18 protein-coding genes are annotated in these 19674 nt (G+C 63.1%); 9 read left to right on the forward strand and 9 right to left on the reverse strand.

Features of this window, described 5'->3' with window-relative positions; translation table 11 throughout:
- Nucleotides 1-2 precede the first annotated feature (2 nt).
- The 3 genes from M2427_RS01155 to M2427_RS01165 all read right to left on the reverse strand — a co-directional run bounded on the left by M2427_RS01155 (nucleotide 3) and on the right by M2427_RS01165 (nucleotide 824).
- The gene (locus tag M2427_RS01155; RefSeq protein ID WP_092302760.1) at nucleotides 3-254 is read right to left on the reverse strand and encodes a hypothetical protein; all 252 of its coding nucleotides are present in this window, start codon (nucleotides 252-254) and stop codon (nucleotides 3-5) included.
- A 23-nt stretch (nucleotides 255-277) separates the two neighbouring features.
- Nucleotides 278-496: a hypothetical protein gene (locus tag M2427_RS01160; RefSeq protein ID WP_280704216.1), complete on the reverse strand. Its 219-nt coding sequence runs from the start codon at nucleotides 494-496 to the stop codon at nucleotides 278-280.
- 121 nt (nucleotides 497-617) lie between these two features.
- The gene (locus M2427_RS01165; RefSeq protein WP_280704218.1) at nucleotides 618-824 is read right to left on the reverse strand and encodes a DUF465 domain-containing protein; all 207 of its coding nucleotides are present in this window, start codon (nucleotides 822-824) and stop codon (nucleotides 618-620) included.
- Nucleotides 825-1152: 328 nt separating this feature from the next.
- Between M2427_RS01165 and M2427_RS01170 the strand changes: the two genes are divergently transcribed.
- Nucleotides 1153-1335, forward strand: a complete 183-nt coding sequence (locus M2427_RS01170; protein ID WP_280704219.1) for a DUF465 domain-containing protein — start codon at nucleotides 1153-1155, stop codon at nucleotides 1333-1335.
- Between the two features lie 166 nt (nucleotides 1336-1501).
- On the opposite strand, the gene M2427_RS01175 is transcribed toward M2427_RS01170, so the two are convergent.
- A complete protein-coding gene (locus M2427_RS01175; protein ID WP_280704220.1) occupies nucleotides 1502-2605 on the reverse strand; it encodes an NAD(P)/FAD-dependent oxidoreductase in 1104 nt (367 codons plus the stop codon).
- 205 nt (nucleotides 2606-2810) lie between these two features.
- Between M2427_RS01175 and M2427_RS01180 the strand changes: the two genes are divergently transcribed.
- From M2427_RS01180 to M2427_RS01205, 6 genes are read left to right on the forward strand one after another with little or no spacing between them, the layout of a single operon-like run.
- On the forward strand, nucleotides 2811-5483 hold the full coding sequence (locus M2427_RS01180) for an EAL domain-containing protein (protein ID WP_280704222.1): 2673 nt from the start codon (nucleotides 2811-2813) through the stop codon (nucleotides 5481-5483).
- A gap of 39 nt (nucleotides 5484-5522) precedes the next feature.
- A complete protein-coding gene (locus M2427_RS01185; RefSeq protein WP_280704223.1) occupies nucleotides 5523-6992 on the forward strand; it encodes a glycerol-3-phosphate dehydrogenase in 1470 nt (489 codons plus the stop codon).
- A 52-nt stretch (nucleotides 6993-7044) separates the two neighbouring features.
- Nucleotides 7045-8205 carry an ABC transporter ATP-binding protein gene (locus M2427_RS01190; RefSeq protein WP_280704225.1) on the forward strand — a complete coding sequence of 387 codons (1161 nt, stop codon included), beginning with the start codon at nucleotides 7045-7047 and terminating at the stop codon, nucleotides 8203-8205.
- Nucleotides 8202-9113, forward strand: a complete 912-nt coding sequence (locus M2427_RS01195; protein WP_280704226.1) for an ABC transporter permease — start codon at nucleotides 8202-8204, stop codon at nucleotides 9111-9113. The genes M2427_RS01190 and M2427_RS01195 overlap by 4 nt, the downstream gene beginning before the upstream one ends.
- Before the next feature lies 1 nt (nucleotide 9114).
- Complete coding sequence (locus M2427_RS01200; protein WP_280704227.1) at nucleotides 9115-9927, forward strand: ABC transporter permease subunit; 813 nt, start codon at nucleotides 9115-9117, stop codon at nucleotides 9925-9927.
- Between the two features lie 12 nt (nucleotides 9928-9939).
- Nucleotides 9940-10440, forward strand: a complete 501-nt coding sequence (locus M2427_RS01205; RefSeq protein ID WP_280704228.1) for a DUF6622 family protein — start codon at nucleotides 9940-9942, stop codon at nucleotides 10438-10440.
- 57 nt (nucleotides 10441-10497) lie between these two features.
- On the opposite strand, the gene M2427_RS01210 is transcribed toward M2427_RS01205, so the two are convergent.
- The 4 genes from M2427_RS01210 to M2427_RS01225 form a co-directional block, all read right to left on the reverse strand.
- Complete coding sequence (locus tag M2427_RS01210) at nucleotides 10498-11364, reverse strand: carbohydrate ABC transporter permease (RefSeq protein ID WP_280704229.1); 867 nt, start codon at nucleotides 11362-11364, stop codon at nucleotides 10498-10500.
- Nucleotides 11361-12233, reverse strand: coding sequence for a sugar ABC transporter permease (locus M2427_RS01215; RefSeq protein WP_280704230.1), 873 nt, complete (start codon nucleotides 12231-12233; stop codon nucleotides 11361-11363). Before M2427_RS01215 ends, M2427_RS01210 begins: the two co-directional genes overlap by 4 nt.
- Before the next feature lie 97 nt (nucleotides 12234-12330).
- Nucleotides 12331-13716 (reverse strand): ABC transporter substrate-binding protein, encoded by a 1386-nt coding sequence (locus M2427_RS01220; RefSeq protein WP_280704231.1) that lies wholly within the window; start codon nucleotides 13714-13716, stop codon nucleotides 12331-12333.
- A gap of 229 nt (nucleotides 13717-13945) precedes the next feature.
- Nucleotides 13946-14926: a LysR family transcriptional regulator gene (locus M2427_RS01225; RefSeq protein WP_280704232.1), complete on the reverse strand. Its 981-nt coding sequence runs from the start codon at nucleotides 14924-14926 to the stop codon at nucleotides 13946-13948.
- Nucleotides 14927-15045: 119 nt separating this feature from the next.
- Here M2427_RS01225 and M2427_RS01230 point away from each other — a divergent pair, with 119 nt between their 5' ends.
- Entirely contained in the window at nucleotides 15046-16119 is a 1074-nt protein-coding gene (locus tag M2427_RS01230; RefSeq protein WP_280704692.1) for a 4-oxalomesaconate tautomerase, read from the forward strand.
- A 50-nt stretch (nucleotides 16120-16169) separates the two neighbouring features.
- Entirely contained in the window at nucleotides 16170-17555 is a 1386-nt protein-coding gene (gene dctA / locus M2427_RS01235) for a C4-dicarboxylate transporter DctA (protein ID WP_280704233.1), read from the forward strand.
- Nucleotides 17556-17648: 93 nt separating this feature from the next.
- On the opposite strand, the gene M2427_RS01240 is transcribed toward dctA, so the two are convergent.
- Complete coding sequence (locus M2427_RS01240) at nucleotides 17649-19538, reverse strand: AsmA family protein (RefSeq protein ID WP_280704693.1); 1890 nt, start codon at nucleotides 19536-19538, stop codon at nucleotides 17649-17651.
- Between the last annotated feature and the right edge of the window lie 136 nt (nucleotides 19539-19674).

Consider the following 19674-nt stretch of genomic DNA (forward strand, 5'->3'; position numbering starts at 1 on the left):
CTTTACAGCGTCGCGAGATCTTCGGGCACGTTGCCGAATTTGCGCAGCAGCGTGGCGTCGCCGAATTCTCCTGTCATGGGGTCGCCGCTGCGGCTGAACGCGACCGCGCCGATATGGCCGGCGCCATGCGATAGGGCCTCGGCGCGGCGCAGCGCAGCCGTAGAGCTCTGGCATTCTTCTGCGGTGCCGGCGACAGGCGATCCGTCGGCATCGATCAGGAAGGGCATTGCAACGTAATAGGTCACATCAGACATGGCGTTGCACTCCAATGGTAAGTTCAAGCGGCGCTGCTTTTGCTCCGCATCTTGCTGCGCGAGGTTTCTGGAATGCAGCCGGCCGCTATCGCCGCCTGCAATTCTTCCAGTTCAGCTTCCAGATATTCGTTGGCCATGATCAGCGCCTTGATGGTGCTGCGCAGATTGCCGTCGCACATCGCAATCGCCTGATCGCAGGCCTGTTCGTAATGGCTGTTGTCGAGAAGGGCGGGAACTGACATCTGCGGTGTCCTTACGGGTCCTTGGGCGGTTACGGGGGCGTCGGGGGCAGGATTTATGTTCCTCTTTTGTTCTTTTTGAGTCAAGCGGATTCATACGCGGTCACGCGTGACCGCTTGTGGATCAGGCGATGATGTCGGGCGTGATCTGGTCTTCGATGAAGGCGATACGGTCGCGCAACAACAATTTGCGTTTCTTCAACCGCTGTAACCGCAATAGGTCGGGGGCAGGCGATTGATGCAGTGCATCGATCGCCGCATCGAGATCTCGGTGTTCCTGCTGCAACCGGGTGAGCTCGGCTTCGAGTTCACGCTCATCATCATTGGTCATGTCTGCGGTGGCCGAAAACCGATAAGCTTAAGATTAAGGCTGTGGATGCCCTGTGGAAATTATCGCCCTTGCGCGGCGTGATCGCAAGCGATCTGCCACCTCCACGCACCGCTCTCTCGCAAGATATTTCGGTGATTCGAAGCGGTATTGCGCGAGCGCATTGATATCATGGATTTTTCGCCGCGCAGTTCCTTACTCACGCTTCGTTACATATGAATTTTCAAAAATGACGATGCGACGACGGATACATATCGACAGAACGAATCGGTGATGTACACTTCCTCGTCCGGATCGAATCCCAGGTTCACCCCTACCGAGGAGGTTTCGAATGACAATTCAGGCACATCTGGTTGAATTGGAACGGAAGCACAAAACTCTCGAAAACGAATTGCACGAAGCGCTCGTGCACCTTTCAACAGACGACCTGCAAATTGTTGAGTTGAAGCGCCGCAAGTTGATGGTCAAGGACCAGATTGAACGGCTGAAGCAGTCCGGCGAGACGCTTCACTAGTAACCCCCGTAACAGCGTAGAGTTTGATCGCATCCTTTCAGGCAGGGACGAGAGCCTTTGCGCTCATCCCTGCTGTAAGGTTGGGCACTGCGCGATGATCGTCGCGCGGTGGTGTCTTGTCTGGACGCGTTTTCACGAACCGGTAACCACGCCGCTCGAAAACGCCTCAAATTTCCGCCAGCTCCGCGACGTGGTCTGCGATCGCGAGCGACGATGTCAGCCCCGGCGATTCGATTCCGAACAGATTGATCAGGCCCGCGACGCCATGGTCGCGCGGACCCTGCATCAGAAAATCCTGCGTCGCCACCGCCGGCGGCACGATCTTCGGGCGGATGCCCGAATAGCTCGGCATCAGCGCGCCATCGGGCAATGTCGGCCAGTATTTGCGGATCGCCGGATAGAAGCGCTCGGCGCGCGACGGATCGACTTCATAGTCGATCGTCTCGATCCATTCGACGTCGGGGCCGAAGCGCGCCTGTCCTGCCATGTCTAGCGTCAGATGCACACCTAGCCCGCCAGGCTCGGGCACCGGATAGATCAGGCGCGAGAATGGCGCGCGCGCATTGCAGCTGAAATAGTTTCCCTTGGCGAGATAGGCCGGCGGAATCCGGTCGATCGGCATGCCGTCGATGTGGCGCGCCACCGTCGTCGCCGAAAGCCCGGCGGCGTTGACGAGCAGGTCGCATTGCAAGGTCATCGGTGCCTCGCCGCCGGCCTCGATCTCGATCACGCCGGCCTCCGCCTTGGCGCGGATCAGCGGCGTGTGAAACGCAAAGGCGGCACCGGCTGCCTCGGCTTCGCCGCGCAGCGACAGCATGTAGGCGTGGCTGTCGATGATGCCGGTCGACGGCGACAGCAGGGCGGCGTCGCAGGCCAGCGCCGGCTCCAGCGCGCGGGCGGCCTCGCCCGAGAGCAACTGCATGTCGAGCACGCCGTTGGCCTCGGCATGTGCCTTGATCGATTGCAGCTTCTCGGTTTCCTTCGCATTGGTCGCGACGATCAGCTTGCCGCAGTTCTTGTGCGGAATGCCGCGCTCGCCGCAATAGCGGTACAGCGCGTGCTTGCCGCTGACGCACATGCGCGCCATCCAGCTTCCGGCGCGGTAGTAGATCCCGGCATGGATCACCTCGCTGTTGCGCGAGGAGGTGATGGTGCCGATGGCCTCGGCTTCCTCGAGCACGATCACCTCGCGCCCGGCCTGTGCCAGCTTCCGGGCCACCGCGAGCCCGACCACGCCGGCTCCGACGACGACGCAATCGACCCTATCCATCGCTATTCAGAGGTCCCGCTGAAGCTGCCGATGGCGCTGGTTTGCCAGGGAAACGCACCCTGCGGCCGTTCTCCATTAAGAAAACATTTATCATGTCAGGGCAATTGCCGTATTTCGCGTCACATTTTTCTCTTGGGCGTACAGGCGTTTACCCGATCCAAACCCGTGAAGCCAGACAATCCGCAGTTGAAATCGCGGGTGGCTGATGGCTGAGAAAAACTGGCACGCGGGCAGCACCATTCTGATTGCTGTGCAGGTCGTCGTGTGCCTGGCAGGGGCGATCACGCCTGCGCGCGCCGAACCTTCAGCTGTGTCGGCCTATCTCGACGGGCTCGAACCGAGCCTGATCTGGGAGGCCCTGATCGGCGGCATTGTTGTCTGCGCGCTGCTGACCGCCATTGTCCTGTGGATCAATTCCGCATTGCGCCGTGCCCGGCGCTCGCAGCTCCGTCGCAACGCGTTCGTCTCCTCCGCCATGAACAACCTCAACCAGGGTGTGGTGATGACGGATGGGCAGCGCCGCATCATCTTCTGCAACGACCGCTATCTCGAGATCTATGGCCTGGTCAGGTCGGACCTCTGGTCCGACATGACCGGCTACGACATCCTCGAACTGAGGCGCCAGCGGGGTGTCCTCGGCGTCTCCGACGACGAGTTCTATGAGAAGGCGGCGAGCCCCAACGGCCTGATCACTGAATTGCCCGATGGCCGCGCCATCCTGGTCAAATATTTCGAGCTGCCGAACGGCGGATCGGTGGCGACCCATCTCGACGTCAGCGAACAGCGCAAGCTGTCGCGGCAACTGGCCTCGACCAAGCAATTCCTCGAAACGGTGCTGGACAACGTGCCGGCCTGCGTCGCCGCCAAGAACATCGAGGACGGCCGCTACATCTTCGCCAACCGCGCCTATGAGCGCTTCTGGGGTTTTTCGCGCGACCAGGTCGTCGGCAAGAATGCGCGCGAGCTGTTCGGTCCGAAATCGGCTGATAGCATCGAGGCGACCGATCGGGCGGCGCTGCTGGCGCCGGAAGGACAATATCGCAATGAATTCGAGGTCGAGGTCGAGCAGGCCCGGCGCATGGTGGCCTCGATCCGGATCGTGGTCCGCAACGAGAGCAACAAGCCGGAATTCCTGCTGATCGTGTTCGAGGACATTACCGATCGGCAATCGCTGTCGAAGGAGCTGGAGAGCACCAAGAAGTTCCTCGAGCTCGTGGTCGACAACATCCCGGTGGCGTTGATCGTCGAACAGGTCAAGGATGGCCGCTATCTGCTCGCCAACCGCAGCGCCGAGACGATCCTCAACCGCAAGCGCGAGGAAGCCACCGGCCTGACCGCTTCCGACATCTTCAACGCCAAGGAAGCCAAGCTGATCATCGCGCGCGACGAAGCCGCGATCAAGAAGCGGGGGATGATCACCGAGGAGCATCCGATCTCGACCAAGGACGGCCTGCGCCTGTTCCTGACCCGGCGCGCCACGGTGCTCAACGATTCCGGCGAGCCGCAATATCTGATCAAGACCCACGAGGATGTCACCAACCGCCGGCAGATCGAGTCGCGGATGGCGCACATGGCCTATCATGATGGCCTCACGGACCTGCCGAACCGCGCTGCCTTCCTTCAGGCGCTGACCCAGATGATCGAGGCCTGCGAAGGGACCGACGAGGAATTCGCGGTCCTGTGCATCGATCTCGACGGCCTCAAGGAAGTCAACGACGTGTTCGGCCATGCGCTTGGCGACAAGCTGCTGATCGAGGTGGCGCAGCGGCTCCAGGACACCGCACGCGGCGGCCTGGTGGCGCGCCTGTCCGGTGACGAATTCGGCCTGATCATCGACGGTAAGCAGCCCGATGCGGGCCTCACGCTGGCGCAACGGCTTGGCGAGGCGCTGGCGCCGGAATTCCAGATCGACGGCCGCGCGGTCCGCGCCGGCATCACCACCGGCATGTCGATCTTCCCGCACAATGGCCCCGACGGCGCCTCGCTGCTCGCCAATGCCGGCGCGGCCCTGTTCCGCGCCAAGCAGAAATCCCGCGGTACGATCAGCCTCTATCAGCCCGAGATGGATCAGCAGATCCGCGACCGCCGCGTGCTGCATCAGGATCTGTCGAAGGCGATCAAGAACGGCGAGCTGTCGCTGGCCTTCCAGCCGCAGGGTATCGCGCGTGACAGCGTCGCCGAAAGCGAGATCATCGGTTTTGAGGCCTTGGCGCGCTGGCAGCATCCGGTGCGCGGCCAGGTCTCGCCGGCCGAATTCATCCCGATCGCGGAGGAAAGCGGCCTGATCGTCGAGATGGGCGAATGGATCCTGCGCGAGGCCTGCCGCGAGGCGGCGTCGTGGCCGAAGCCGATGCAGGTCGCCGTCAATCTGTCGCCGGCGCAGTTCATGCACGGCGACGTGGTTGGTCTCGTCCATTCGATCCTGATCGAGACGGGTCTGGCGCCCGGCCGGCTCGAGCTCGAAATCACCGAGGGCGTGCTGATCGAGGACTTTGATCGCGGTCTGGCGCTGCTGCGCCGGCTGAAGGCGCTGGGCGTCCGCATCTCCATGGACGATTTCGGCAGCGGCTACTCCTCGCTGAGCTATCTCCAGGCGTTCCCGTTCGACAAGATCAAGATCGACCGTGCTTTCATCACCAATCTCGGCCGCAACCCGCAATCGGCGGCGATCGTTCGCGCCGTGATCGATCTCGGCCACGGCCTCGAAATGTCGATCATTGCCGAGGGCGTCGAGACGATCGACCAGCTCACCTTCCTCGCCAGGGAGGGCTGCGACGGCGTGCAGGGCTATCTGCTCGGCAAGCCGCTGCCCATTGGAAAATACGCCGGCCTCGTCGGCCGCGTCGAGGCCATGGAGCTTGCGCTCAAGACCGGCTAGTGGTGTCGGGCACGGACCTTGCTCCCTCCAGACGGTTTCATGGCGGATTACGACCTCGCGATCATCGGCGGCGGCCTGAACGGCGCCAGCCTCGCGCGCGATGCTGCTGGCCGAGGCTTGCGGGTGATCTTGGTCGAGCAGGGCGATCTGGCCAGCGCCGCCTCGTCGGCGACGTCGCGATTGATTCATGGCGACCTGTCGGTGCTGGAGCGCCGCGCCTTCTGGCGGGTACGCCGGGCGCTGGCCGAGCGTCGGACCTGGCTCCGGATCGCGCCGCATCTGGTGCGGCCGATGAGCTTTGTGATCCCCGCCCATTCCGACGAGCGCCCGCCATGGCTGTTGCGCGCGGGCCTGTATGTTTATGACGCCCTGACGAACCGCGGCGGCCTGCCGGCATCTGCGACCCTCGACATCACGCATCATCCGGTTGGCAACGCACTGAAGCGGCCGTTCGGCATCGGCTTCGAATATGCCGATTGTGTCGTCGACGATTCACGCCTGGTGGTGCTCGTGGCGCTGGACGCCGCCGAGCGCGGCGCTGTGATCTGCACCGGGGCGCGATGTGTGCGGGCCGACCGGGCCGACATCTGGCGGCTCGCCGTTGTCGATCGCGGCCATCGCCGCACGATCACGGCTCGCGCGCTGGCCAATACCACCGGCGCCTGGACATCGATGGTTGCGGAGACCGTGTTGCGGCAGCCGCTGCCGCCCATGGCGGCCGTGCAGATGAGCCAGATCATCGTGCCCAGGCTGTTCGAGTCCGACAATGTCTATGTGTTCCAGAACAATGACGGGCGGCTGATTTTTGCGAGCCCGTTCGAGCGCGATTTCACGCTGGTCGGCACGGTCACGCATGATTTCACCGGCGATCCCGCGATCGTCGCGATGCCGGGCGCCGATGTCAGCTATCTCTGCGAAGCCGTGAGCCGCTATTTCCGCGAGCGTGTTGGTCCGACCGACGTGGTGCGCACGCTCTCCGGCGTCAATCTGACGCCCGCGTCCGCGCGACGCCGCGACGGCACGACGCTGTTCCACGCGCGCCGGCGCAAGGCGCCGTTGCTGACGATGTTCGGCGGCGAGGTCACGACCTCGCGCCTCCGCGCCGAGCGGGCGGTGACGCGGCTGACGCCGTTCTATCCGATGTCGCGGCCCTGGACTGCTGCCGCAACGTTGCCCGGGGGCGATTTCGCCTGGGATCGCTTCGAGACCGAGATCGACCTCGCGCGCGACCGCTGGAGGTTTCTCGATGAGCCGCAAGCCCGGCGCCTCGTTGCGGCCTATGGCTCGCGGCTATCGACCGTGCTGAGAGAAGCGAAAACCCGCGAGGAGCTCGGCCCGGCCTTCGGTCCCGACCTCACCGGAGCGGAGGTTCGCTATCTCATGGCCCGCGAATGGGCACGCTTCCCCGAGGATATCCTGTGGCGCCGGTCCAAGTTGGGGTTGACCATGCCGGCGGCAGACCGTGACGCGCTGGCTGCGTTCATGGCGGATCCGCCTCGAACCGGTTGAGCAAAGGCCGATCCACCGCTAGCGTGCGGCGGCATTGGGGTTGGCAGGGACCATGACTGACGAGTTGCCCAGAACAGATGTTGCTCGCGGAGATGCGCATCCCGCCGCGCGCGAGCCGCTGCTGCGTATCGAGGGCGTGGCGAAGACGTTCGGGACGTTCCGCGCGGTTGACGGCGTGTCGCTCGACATCAAGGCCGGCGAGTTCTTCGCGCTTCTGGGTCCCAGTGGCTGTGGCAAGACCACGCTGCTGCGGATGCTTGCGGGTTTCGAGTCTCCGGATGAGGGGCGCATCCTGCTCGGTGGCAAGGATATCGCGCAGGCGCTACCGCACGAGCGTCCGATCAACATGATGTTCCAGAACTACGCGCTGTTTCCGCATCTGTCGGTGCGCGACAACATCGCCTTTGGCCTCAGGCGCGCCAACATGGCCCGCGCCGATATCGCAACGCGCGTCGCGGAGATGGTGGCGCTGGTGAAGCTCGAGGGGCTCGAGAAGCGCAAGCCCGACCAGCTCTCCGGCGGCCAGCGCCAGCGCGTTGCGCTGGCTCGCGCGCTGGCGCGCCGGCCGCAGCTTCTGCTGCTCGACGAGCCGCTTGCAGCTCTCGACAAGAAGCTGCGCGAGAGCACGCAAGGCGAGCTGATGGAGTTGCAGCGCCGGCTCGGTATGACGTTCATGATCGTCACCCATGACCAGGGGGAGGCGATGACGATGGCTGATAGAATCGGCGTGATGAAATCTGGAAAGCTCGCCCAGGTCGCGACCCCCCGCGAGCTCTACGAGGCGCCGCGCTCGCGCTGGATCGCGGGGTTTGTCGGCGACATCAATCTGTTCGACGCCGAGTCCAAACTGCGCGATGGTCATCGCCTGGTCATTGGCACGCGTGATGCGGGCACCCTGGTGGTGGCCGAGCCGCGCCAGCCGCTTGGCGAGGTGAAATTCTCGGTCGCGATCCGACCCGAGAAGGTCAAGCTGTCGCGTCGTGGCCCCGTGAGCGAGGCCGGTCATGAAACCGCGATCAACCGGCTCGACGGCGTGATCGCCGACATCTGCTATCTCGGCGGCACCACCACCTACAAGGTGAAGCTCGATGCCGGCGGAATGGTGCAGGCGTCCGTCGCCAACAGCGCACGTCTCGATGTCGATGCGTTTAGTCTGAACCAGCATGTCGTCGCCTGGTTCACACCCGACGACTGTGTGGTGCTGCCGTCATGAGCGGGCGCCGGATCTTCGCGCGGCCGGCGCGCTTCGCCGCCATCGCCCCCTATGTCTGGATGGTGCTGTTCTTCCTGGTGCCGTTCGGCTTCGTGCTGAAGATCAGCCTGTCGCAGACGGCGATCGCGCAGCCGCCTTACGAGCCGGTGTTCGACCTGACGGCGGGATGGACGGCGATCCGGTCGGCCTTTGCCGCGCTGGGACTCGACAATTTCAAACTGCTCGTCTCCGACGATCTTTATGTGTTCGCCTATCTGCGCAGCCTGACCGTGGCCGTGACGGCCACCGCATTGCTTCTGCTGATCGGATATCCCATCGCCTATGGCATGGCGCGATTGCCGAAGCGGTGGCAGGCGGTTGCGATGGTGCTGGTGATCGTACCGTTCTGGACGTCGTTCCTGATCCGAATCTATGCCTGGATCAACATCCTTCAGCATGACGGCCTGCTCAATCAGATCCTGCTGGCGCTCCACCTGGTGAGCCAGCCGGTGGTGTGGCTCTCCACCGACACCGCGATGTATGTCGGCATCGTCTATTCCTACCTGCCGTTCATGATCCTGCCGCTCTACGCCACGCTCGCCAAGATGGAGCCGGCGCTGGAAGAGGCGGCGAGCGATCTCGGTGCGCCGCCATGGCAGGTGTTCTGGCTCGTCACCTTTCCGCTGTCACTGCCGGGCGTCGGCGCCGGCGTGCTGCTGTGCTTCATTCCAGTCGTCGGCGAGTTCGTGATCCCTGATCTTCTCGCCGGCTCCAACTCGCTGATGATCGGCCAGACGCTGTGGCTCGAATTCTTCACCAACAAGGACTGGCCGGTGGCCTCAGCTGCGGCGATCGTGCTCCTCGTCGTGCTGCTGTTGCCCCTGCTGCTCTACGAGCGGCTGCAGCGGCGGCAGCTGGAGGAGCAGTGAGATGCGCAGATTCTCTCGCCTGTCCCGCTTCAATGTCGCCTCGCTTGCGCTGGGGCTTGCCTTCCTCTATCTGCCGATCCTGATCCTCGTGATCTATTCCTTCAACGCCTCGCGGCTGGTGACGGTGTGGGGCGGCTGGTCGCTGCGTTGGTATTACGAGTTCTTTGACGACCGTGCCATGATCGAGGCATCCTGGATGAGCCTGCGGGTCGCGGTCGCCTCCGCGACCATCGCGACGCTGATTGGTACACTGGCCGCGGTGGCGCTGTCGCGCGGTGAGCGCTTTCGCGGCCGAACCCTGTTCTCCGGCATGCTCTATGCGCCGCTGGTGATGCCGGAGGTGATTACTGGATTGTCGCTGCTGTTGCTGTTCGTCGCGCTGAATGCCGAGCGCGGCTTCTGGACGGTGACGATCGCGCACACCACGCTGACGATGTGCTTCGTCGCCGTCGTCGTGCAGTCGCGTCTCGGCTCGCTCGACCGTTCGCTGGAGGAGGCCGCCATGGACCTCGGCTGCGCCCCGGCTCGCGCTTTCCTGTCGGTGACGCTGCCGCTGATCGCACCCGCGATCGTCGCCGGATGGATGCTCGCCTTCACGCTGTCGCTCGACGATCTCGTGATTGCGAGCTTCACCACGGGGCCGGGCTCGGCAACGCTGCCGATCCGGATCTATTCCGAGGTGCGGCTCGGCGTGAAGCCGGAGATCAATGCGATCTGCACGCTGGTGATCGCCCTGATCGCGGTCGTCATCGTCGTCGCTTCACTGGCTTCGAAACTGTCGAGCGCGCGGGGCGAGAGCGCAGCGCCGCTCTAGAGGGAATGGATCATGATGTTCGTCTATCAGATACTCGTCCATACGCCGCCCTGGGTCTGGATCCTGTTGGCCTATCTGGTCTGGCAGGGCATCAAGTCGATGCAGCCGCGCAAGGCGCCGATCTGGCGTGCATTGATCGTCCCTGTCGTCTTCATCGCTTGGGGCGTTTCGAGCATCGGATTCGGACATCAGGACAGCCAATGGCCGCTGGTCGCGTGGGTGGTCGCGGCGCTCGTGCTGCTGCCGCTTGGCGTGCTGACACCGAGTCCGTTCGATGTCGATCACAAGACGGGAGAGATCATCCGTCCGGGCAGCGCGTTCGCGCTCATCCGCAACCTGGTCGTATTCTTGCTGCAATATGCGGTCGGCGTGATCTCGGCGATCGATGCGGGTGACCGTGCGCTAGCCATCATCGCCGGCCGCGCCATCTCGGGCGCGACCGCCGGCTATTTTCTCGGCTCGATGATCGCGCTCCTGTTGGCTTATCGCCGGAAGCGCGCAGAAGACATTTAAGATCTGAGCATGATCTTGTCGGAAAACCGCTTCACACTTTTCCGGATCATGCTCAGTCTAGGACTTCACGGCACCCGCCGTCAGTCCGCCCACCATGTAACGGCGGAAGGCGTAGTAGACCGCGGCCGGCGGCAGTGCGTAGATGAAGCCGGTGGTCATCAACAGCTCCCAGGGCGAATCGTCGGCGGCGAGGAAGTTGCCGAGCGCGACGGGAAGTGTGATCTCGCGGTCGTTCGACAGCAGCAGGAACGCGTAGAGATATTCGTTCCAGGCGAGCAGCACGGCATAGGTGCCGATCGCGACCAGCGAGGGCATCATCAGCGGCAGATAGACCAGGCGGAAGATCTGCAGCGTGGTGGCGCCGTCCATCACGGCGGCTTCATCCAGCTCGACCGGCAGCTTGTCAGAGGCCTGCTTGAGCACCCAGATCGCGTAAGGCGAGGCAATCGTCACCATGGCCAGGATCAGGGCCCAGTGATTGTTGAGCAGGCCGTAATTGCCCATGGTGCGATACATCGGCACAGCGAGGAACGCGGCTGGGATGAAATAGGTGAACAGCGCGAGGTTCAGCACCATGCGCCCGCCCGGCACCTTCAGCCGCGAGATCGAGAACGCCGCGGCCGTGGCGATGAACAGCGTCAACACGCCGACGGCTGCCGCGATCACCACCGAATTCCAGAACTGCACATAGAAGTCGCGCAGGAAATAGTGCTGCTGCTTGAATACGATTTCGAAGTTGTGGAGCGTCGGGTGGTCCGGCCACAGCTTGCCCGAGAACGCGTCCTCCTTCGGGGAGATCGCGAACAGGAACATGTGATAGATCGGAATCATCGTCCACAGGAAGACGGGAATTCCGATCAGCAGCAGCCGCGCTTCGGTCGCGACGTCACGCCAGGTAAAATCGCTTGCGCCGGGAAGCTTCATCGCGACAACCGTTTCATCATGAAGTAAACGAGCGGCAGGACGAACGGCATCGCGCAGACGATGGAGGCCATCGCGAGCGAGAGCTGGTCAAGCCGGAGATAGCGGATGCCGAGTGTCGACAGCACGTGCGTGAGATCTGCCGGGCCGCCGCCTGTGAGCAGATAGACGCTGTTGAAATCGCCCAGCGTCCAGATCATCGAGAGCAGCGTGCAGGTGATGTAGAGGGTCTGCATCGACGGCCAGGTGATGAAGCGGAATTTCTGCCACCAGTTCGCGCCGTCGACCTCGGCGGCCTCGAACAGGTCCTGCGCGATCGCAAGGCGCCCGGTGATCAGGATCATCGTCCAGAACGGCAGCGATTTCCAGATGTGCACGCCGATCGCCATCGTCAGGGCGACCGTCGGGTCATTCAGCCAGTTCGGACCGTCATCGCCGGTCCAGGCGAAGATGTAGTGATTGATGATGCCCCATTCGGGGTTGAGCATGAAGCGCACTGACAGGATGGTCGGGATCGACGGCACCGCCCAGGGCAGGATGAAGATCACCGAGAGCCATTTGATCCATGTGCGCTGCTGGGCGAAGAAGCCGGACAGGAACAACGCGATCAGCATCTTGATGTTGATGCCGATGACCAGGAAGATCAGCGTGTTGACCGCCGCGCGCGCGAAGATCGGGTCGTTATACAGTGCGACATAATTCGACGGAGCCCGCGCCAGCCACAGCCCGTAGCAGACGGGATAGACGACGAAGGCGAGGAAGACGAGCAGATAGGGCGCGAGCAGCACGATGCCCCAGACCTGCGCCGGGGTCAGCCGCGACGTCAGGGGTGGGGCAGGGATCGCCTGATCGCCAGAGAGCGTGATCGCCATTCTTTTGGGACTCTTCAAAGAGAAGCCGGCCGCGAAACGCGACCGGTGTTTGTTTTACACCTCTCCCCGCAAAGCGGGGAGAGGTACGTGCAAGGCTTTAGCCTGCGACCTGCTTGATGCGGGCGATCATCTCGTCCACGGCCTTGTCGACCGGGACCTTCTCGCTGACGACCCGGTTCATCGCCTTGGCCCAGATGTTCTCGTTGTTCAGGATCGTGAACTTCCAGTTCTTGGTGAAGTCGAATGGCGCGGTGCCGCCCTTGAACTGGGCATAGACCGCCTTGCGATGCCTGTCGGCCTGCCAGAACGGGCTTTCCTGGCTTTCCTTCGTCACCGGGAACCAGCGGCCGAGCGCGCCCTCGATGTAGGGGCGAACGTTCTCTTCCTGGAGCAGGAAGCTGATGAACTGCTTGGCCCCGGCCTTGTTCTTGGCCGCGGTGAAGATCAGTCCGGTCTTGACGTCGGAGCGGTAGCGAATGGTCGAACCATCCGGCGCCTTCGGGAACGACGCCGTGATGATGTCCTCGCCATAGGCTTTCTTGCCCGCGTCGCGCTGCTCCTGCGTCAGGGCCTGGTTCTGCGAGTCCTCATACCACTTCGCCGCGATCGAGATCGTGAAATTGTGGGTCATCACGATGGTCTTGTTGTGGAAGGCGACGTTGTTGTCGGGATCCTTCCAGGTCGTCGAGGATGGCGGCGTACAACCCTTGATGTAGGTGTCGGTGTAGTCCTTCATCGCGCTGATCAGGTTCTCGCGGACCTTGGGATCGTCGACAGTGAGCTTGCCGTCGTCGTCGACAAGCTTGACGTGATAGGCGTCCATGAAGGTGTAGAACGACTGGAAGGCGTCGGTGGACTCCACGCCCATCGGCTGGCCGACCGCATAGATGCGCTGGCCGGTGGCCTTGCGGATGCCCGGTTGCACCTTGTCGCACCAGAACGACCAATAGCCCGCCCAGTCGGTCGGGATGTCGCTCTGCTTGAAGCCGGCTTTCTCCAGCATGTCGTTCCAGATCTGGACGTGCATGCTCTGCTGTTTCAGCGGAAAGCCGTAATAGGCCTTCTTCTTGGCGACGTCGTTATAGAGGATCGACGCATCCAGCGTGTTCTGCACGAACCGATCCTTGATCGGCTCCATGATTTCGGAAAGGTCCTCGAGCTTGCCCTCATAGGCCCACTTGCCCTGCACCTGCACGTCATAAGTGTCGGAATAGGCGACGTCAGGCACCGTGCCGGCATCGAGTGCGGCCACCGTCTTCGGAATCATGTCCTGGATCGCGTACTGCGACAATTCGACCTTGATGCCGGTCTTGGCTTCGAATTTCTTGATCGTTTCGGCCAGCGCTTCGTCCTCGGACTTGTAAAAGCCCTTGCCCCACCAGACCGTAATCGTCTTTTGCTGCGCAAATGCGGGTGCAGCGGCTGCAAACAGCCCGACTGCAGCGACCGCCAATGTGACTGCGCCAATAACCTTGGATTTCACGTTTTTCTCCCTCAAGCCGCCGGTGTTTTAACCGGTCGGATAAAACACTAGCCCATGGCCGCTATCCGATCTAGCGGCATGTTGTCAGACCTAGGTCGAGGGGGATCGGGCTCTCGGAGATGCTTAACGTGCGCATCGATCCAATCGCTGCATCAATGTGCGGCAATCAATTCGCCTTGCGCGTTGTGGCTTGGATCCACACGGCCTTGTCCCACGCTGCCGGCGATTATCAGCGTTTCCGCCTCGGGCCGACCGAAGCCGGGTTCGAGCTTGCCTGAGCGGATCGGGACCGTAGCTTGTCCGGCTCGCTGATCCGGGAAGGCGAGCGCCATGCCTCGAGGAGCATCTTCAGAAATTGGCTGGCATGAGGAGATAGTGTCGCCCCGCGCCTGCGCACGATTCCGATCGTCCGCGACACTTCCGGCTCGGTCAGGCGAATGGTGTGAATGATCGGATGGCCGGCCGCTGGCGTCGCCAGCTTCGGCAGCACGGCGACGCCGAGGCCCGCTTCGACCAGACCAAGCGAACCGGAGAGGTGAGCGACCTCATAGGACCAGTTCAGCTGCAGGCCGTGTCGCGCCAGCGCATTGTCGATCAATGCGCGATTGCCGCTGTTGCGGCCGACGGTGATGACCCGGTGCGGCACGATCTCCGGCCAGCTGACCTGTTTGCGCGATGCCAGCGGATGGTCATGACGGCAGGCCAGCACGAAGGGATCCTCGACCAGCTTCTCGAATTCGATCTCGGCATGCGAGGCCCCGATGAAATTGATGCCGAAGTCGACTTCTCCGCGCGCGACCGCCTCCAATCCCTCATTGGCTCCGATGTCCAGAATCCGGACTCGAATGCGCGGGTACGCTTCGGCAAACCGGCCGATCGCGCGCGGCAGGAAATAGAACACTGCGGTCGGTACCGCAGCCACCGAGACCAGGCCAGAGCTTCGCGCGCCGATATCCTGGATGGCGAGCACCGATGTTTCGAACTCGTCGATGAGGCGCCGCACTTTCGGCAGGAAGTCGCGGCCAGTCATGGTCAGATTGACGTGGCGCGTCGAACGTTCGAGCAACGGCGCACCGAGACTTTCCTCCAGCTTCTGAATGCGTCGGCTGAGCGCCGGCTGCGACAGGTTCAGCGCCTTGGCAGTCCGCACGAAGCTTCCTGTCTCCGCGACGGTGATGAATGCTTTCAGGTCGAGCAGTTCCGCGTTCATAGCCCGTCTCCGATTATACCGATTTACGCATTAATACTTCATATCTTTGCAGTTTACAGAAGAGTTGCAAGGGAGGATGGTCGGTCCGCGTCAACATGTCGGCCGAACGGAACAGCTTCATGAATGATCAGATCGCCATTCCCTGCGTGGTTATGCGCGGCGGCACCTCGCGGGGGCCGTTCTTTCTGGCGAGGGATCTCCCGGCCGATCCCGGGGCGCGAGATGCGGTCCTGCTGTCGGTCATGGGGGGCGGACACGACCTTGGAATCGACGGAATAGGTGGCGGCAATGCCGTCATCAACAAGGTCGCGATCATTGGACCGGGATCGGTGCCCGGTGCCGACGTCGATTATTTGTTTGCCCAGGTGCGGGTTCGAGAGGGGATCGTCGATACCTCACCCAATTGCGGAAACATGCTGGCTGCGGTGGGGCCGTTCGCAATTGAAGCCGGCCTGGTGGCCGCCAGCACGGATCGCACCCATGTGCGCATCCACAACGTCAATACCGGCAAGCTGATCGACGCGACGATCGCCACCCCCGGTGGGCGGGTGACCTACGAGGGCGAGGCGCGGATCGACGGCGTGCCGGGAACGGCCGCGCCGGTCGAATTGTCGTTTCCCAACGCGGCCGGCGCCCGCACGGGTCGCCTGCTCCCCACCGGACGCGCGGTCGACCGTATCGACGGGATCGAGGTGAGCTGCATCGATGCGGCCATGCCAGTCATGCTGGTCCGCGCGGCGGATCTGGGCTTTAGCGGCCGTGAGACACCTTCGGACTTCACCGACAGCCGCTTCCGCGCGCGCCTCGAGCGCTTGCGCATCGAGGCCGGTCGTCTGATGGGCTTTCCGAATCCTGGGGCCATGGTGATCCCGAAACCGGTTCTGATTGCGCCTGCAAGCGAGGCGACACTGAACGTCCGGTACTTCATGCCGCATGACTGCCATAGCGCGCTGGCGGTGACCGGCGCTGTTGCGATCGCCACGGCTTGTGTCACGCAGGGGACGATTGCCGCGGAGATGGTGGGAGCGCTGGCACCGCCGCTGCCGATCACGCTGGGCCATCCCTCCGGAAAGTTGGTGGTTCGGCTGGAGCCCGGTCCGGTGGCGCGGGTGCAGCGGACAGCCCGTCGAATATTCGAAGGCCACGTCTTCGCCCGCCGAGCACACCTGCCTCAGTCGGTGCTGGCGGCCTGACGCCGGGCTGCTCTTAGAATTTCAAGAATCAGAACAAGGGAGAAACGAGAATGCAGATGCAAGCGCTGGCTGAGCCCGCGAACGCCGAGCCGCGAAAGCCATTCTACCGGATTCTCTACGTCCAAGTGCTGATCGGCCTCACGCTGGGCATCCTCACGGGCCATTTCTGGCCGGAATTTGGTGCCGCGCTGAAGCCCTTTGGAGACGGCTTCGTCAAGCTGGTCAAGATGATGATCGCACCTATCGTGTTCTGCACCATCGTCAGCGGCATCAACAGCATCAGCGATTCCCGCGAGGTCGGCCGCACACTGGTGAAATCCATGGCGCTGTTCTACCTGCTGACCGTGCTCGCGCTGCTGGCCGGGCTGGTTGCCGTATTGCTGATCCAGCCGGGCGTCGGCATGCATGTGTCGGTCAATACGCTGGATCCGTCAGTGGCTGCGAAATTCACCAAGCAGGCTGGTGCGAGCGGATTTGCGGACTTCATGCTGCACATCATCCCGCATTCGTTCTTTGGCGCGTTCGCCGATGGCGAAGTGCTGCCGGTCCTGCTGGTCTCCATCCTGATCGCCTTCGGCCTCAGCCGGGCCGGCGATGGCGGCGCCGTAGTGACGAAGGCGGTTGAATCGTTCTCGCAGGTTCTGTTCATCTCCTTCGGCTTCATCATGAAGCTCGCTCCGCTCGGCGCTTTTGGCGCGATGGCGTTCACGGTGGGCCGCTATGGCATCCGTTCGATTGGCTCGCTTGGACTGCTGATCCTGACATTCTATATCGCCTGCTCCATCTTCATAGTCGTCGTGCTCGGTCTGCTGGCGCGGCTGAACGGCTTCAGCCTGTGGAAGACCATCCGCTACTTCAAAGAAGAGCTGCTGATCGTGCTCGGCACGTCTTCGTCCGAGCCGGCGCTGCCTGGTGCCCTGCGCAAGCTGGAGCAGCTTGGATGCCGGAAGGGCGTGTCGGGCCTCGTGCTGCCGATGGGCTATTCCTTCAATCTGGACGGCAGCGCCATCTATCTCACCCTGGCGTCCATCTTCATCGCACAGGCCTGCGACATCCATCTGTCTTGGGGACAGATTGCGGCGATGCTCGGGCTGATGCTGCTGACGTCCAAAGGGGCTGCCGGCGTCACCGGCAGCGGCTTTGTCGCGCTTGTCGCAACCCTCACCGTCATGCCGGACTTGCCCGTGACCGGCGTGGCGCTGCTCGTCGGCATCGATCGCTTCATGTCCGAGGCGCGGGCGCTGACCAGCATGATCAGCAACTGTGTCGCGGCTATCACCGTTTCGCTGTGGGAGAACGCCTGTGACCGCGAGGTGTTGACCCGTGAACTCGGGCAGCGTGGCACTCTCGAAGTCGCGGTCGGGACCACGATCGGCGGAGCAAAAGTGATGCAGGAGAACGAGGGCTGGATTTCGACGACGAAATCCGCCGCATGATGCCGCTTCGGATGAACCGGTCATATTCAAGTGTTGGCAAGGCAGACCGCGGCGTCCGGAATTGCGAGCTTGATCGTCCTCAATTGGACTTCTTCAATTAGACTTGGCGCCCTCTTTGGCGTTCTCCGCCGTCGGCGATCCCTCCGGTGCCTGGCGCTTGCCGCCGATGATGCGCTGCTTCAGGAGGTCGAGGAAAGGAGACGCCGCGGGCGACTGGCGGATCAGGGCCTCGGGATCGGGGAAGATCAGCGGATCGTCCCACGGACCCTGCACCATGAAGGGCAATTGAAAGCCTGACGTTGTGTTGAGGCTTGCCACGCCCTTCATGTCATATTCGCGCGTCGGCACCGACGCGGTCCCGGTCAGCGTGATCTTCGCAGCCGGCCCTTCGATGCGGATGTCCTCGGCGGTGGCGATCCCGTCGGCGAATTTCACCGCGATGGTGAGGTTGTCGTAGGGGGTCGAACCATTGCGGAAATTGCCGCCGCCCGACAGCGGCCGGCGCTCCAGCCGCTTCAAGAGCTGTTCGGCATTGAAGCCCGAGATCGCGCCGTCATGCCCGGTTACGGTGGCGGTGCCGTCGAGCGACTGGACCAGGCCAAACGGGCTCGAGCCGGAGGCGAGCAGGGATACGTTGATGTTGCCGCGGCCGGACAGCTTGTTGAGGCCGAACAGCTCGGTGGCGCAGGCCTGAAGGTCAACGTCGATGAACTGGAATTGCGCCTTGATGTCAGCCACGGTGTCGGAGCGCGAGATGCCGAACGAGCCCTTGGCGATGCCGCCATAGACCTGCGCCTCGCCGACCGAAAGCGCCAGCGTGCCGTTGCGCAAATTGGCGCCAATCGCGGTGCGGCCGAGTTTTGTGGGGCCGACGGTCAGCCTGGCTGCCGAGAGGCGCATGTCGAGGTCGGTGCTCGAAAGCCCATTGAGGTCGAACAGCTGCCTGTTCCAGTCGCGCGCGCCGCTGGCGAGCAGGCGGAAGGTGGAGATATAGGGCGTGAAGTCGAGCGCGTCGGCGGCGAGCGTCGCCTGCAGCGTCTGCCTGCCGTTATTGGCGTAAGTCATCACGCCTTCGGCAGCGTTGCCGTCGAGCTCGACATTGACGTTGGTCAGCGCGATCGAGGCGCCGACGACATTGGCGCGGGCCTTCAGCGCGAACCGGCCGAAGCCGCCGCTGCCGGGTTGCGGCTGGCCGGTCCAGCGCAGCGCGTTGCGCAAGGACGGGCTGTCGATGGTGAGCGTGCCTTCCATCATCGGACTGGTGCGGTTGGCGACGCTGCCATCGAACGCAAGCTTGAGCGGCGCGCTGGCGATGCGCGCCTTCAGCCCGGAGCGATCGCCCGAGAGGGCGGCGACGAAATCGGCAAAGCTGATCGAGCCGTCGACGCGCTCGCCGCGCCAGTCGAACTGTCCGGTCGCGGCAAAGGACCGCGAGATCGAGGGCCAGGCCAGCGACAGATCGATGTCCTCGAACTTCTCGGTGGCGTTCGTGGCGACGTCCTCATAGTTGAGCACGCCGTCCTGGATCCTGATCTCGGAGAACGAGACCTGATTTTCGGCGCCGGGTTTCATCGTGCGCGCGATGGTCTGGATGAAAGGTGTCCAGTTGCTGTCGCCATCAGGCTTCAGGCTGACATGGATCTGCGGCCGCAGCAGCGTCAGGTCGGCGATCTCGAATCGTTGCAGCAGCAGCGGCAGCAGCCTGAGATTGGCGGTGAGCACATCGACATGCAGCGCGGGGTCGGCGGTGCCGCCGCCTTTCAGGCCGACGTCATGGAAGGAGATGTAGCTTGCCGGCAGCACCGAAATGTCGATGTTGCCTGCCACGCTGAGCTCGAGCCCGGTGACGTCGCGGATCTGGGCTTCCACGGCCGTGCGCAGCGCGTCGCGGTTGATGAGCCAGGAGGTCGCGATCAGGGCGATCAGCACGACGCCGAGCAGCGCCGCGATCGGCGTCCCGAGGCGCTTCATTCCTTGGGCCATGGTCAATGGCATGTCCTGATCGGGTTGGTCGCTGGAGCCAAAAGGGCGGGGCGGGAAACCGGCGCGCCCCCACGCCCAACCCCCGCAACTTGATGGGTTTTCTTGTCGCTTTCAAGGCCGCTGGCCGGTCTGCCCG

Source organism: Bradyrhizobium sp. BR13661 (assembly GCF_029892425.1).
Lineage (GTDB): Bacteria > Pseudomonadota > Alphaproteobacteria > Rhizobiales > Xanthobacteraceae > Bradyrhizobium.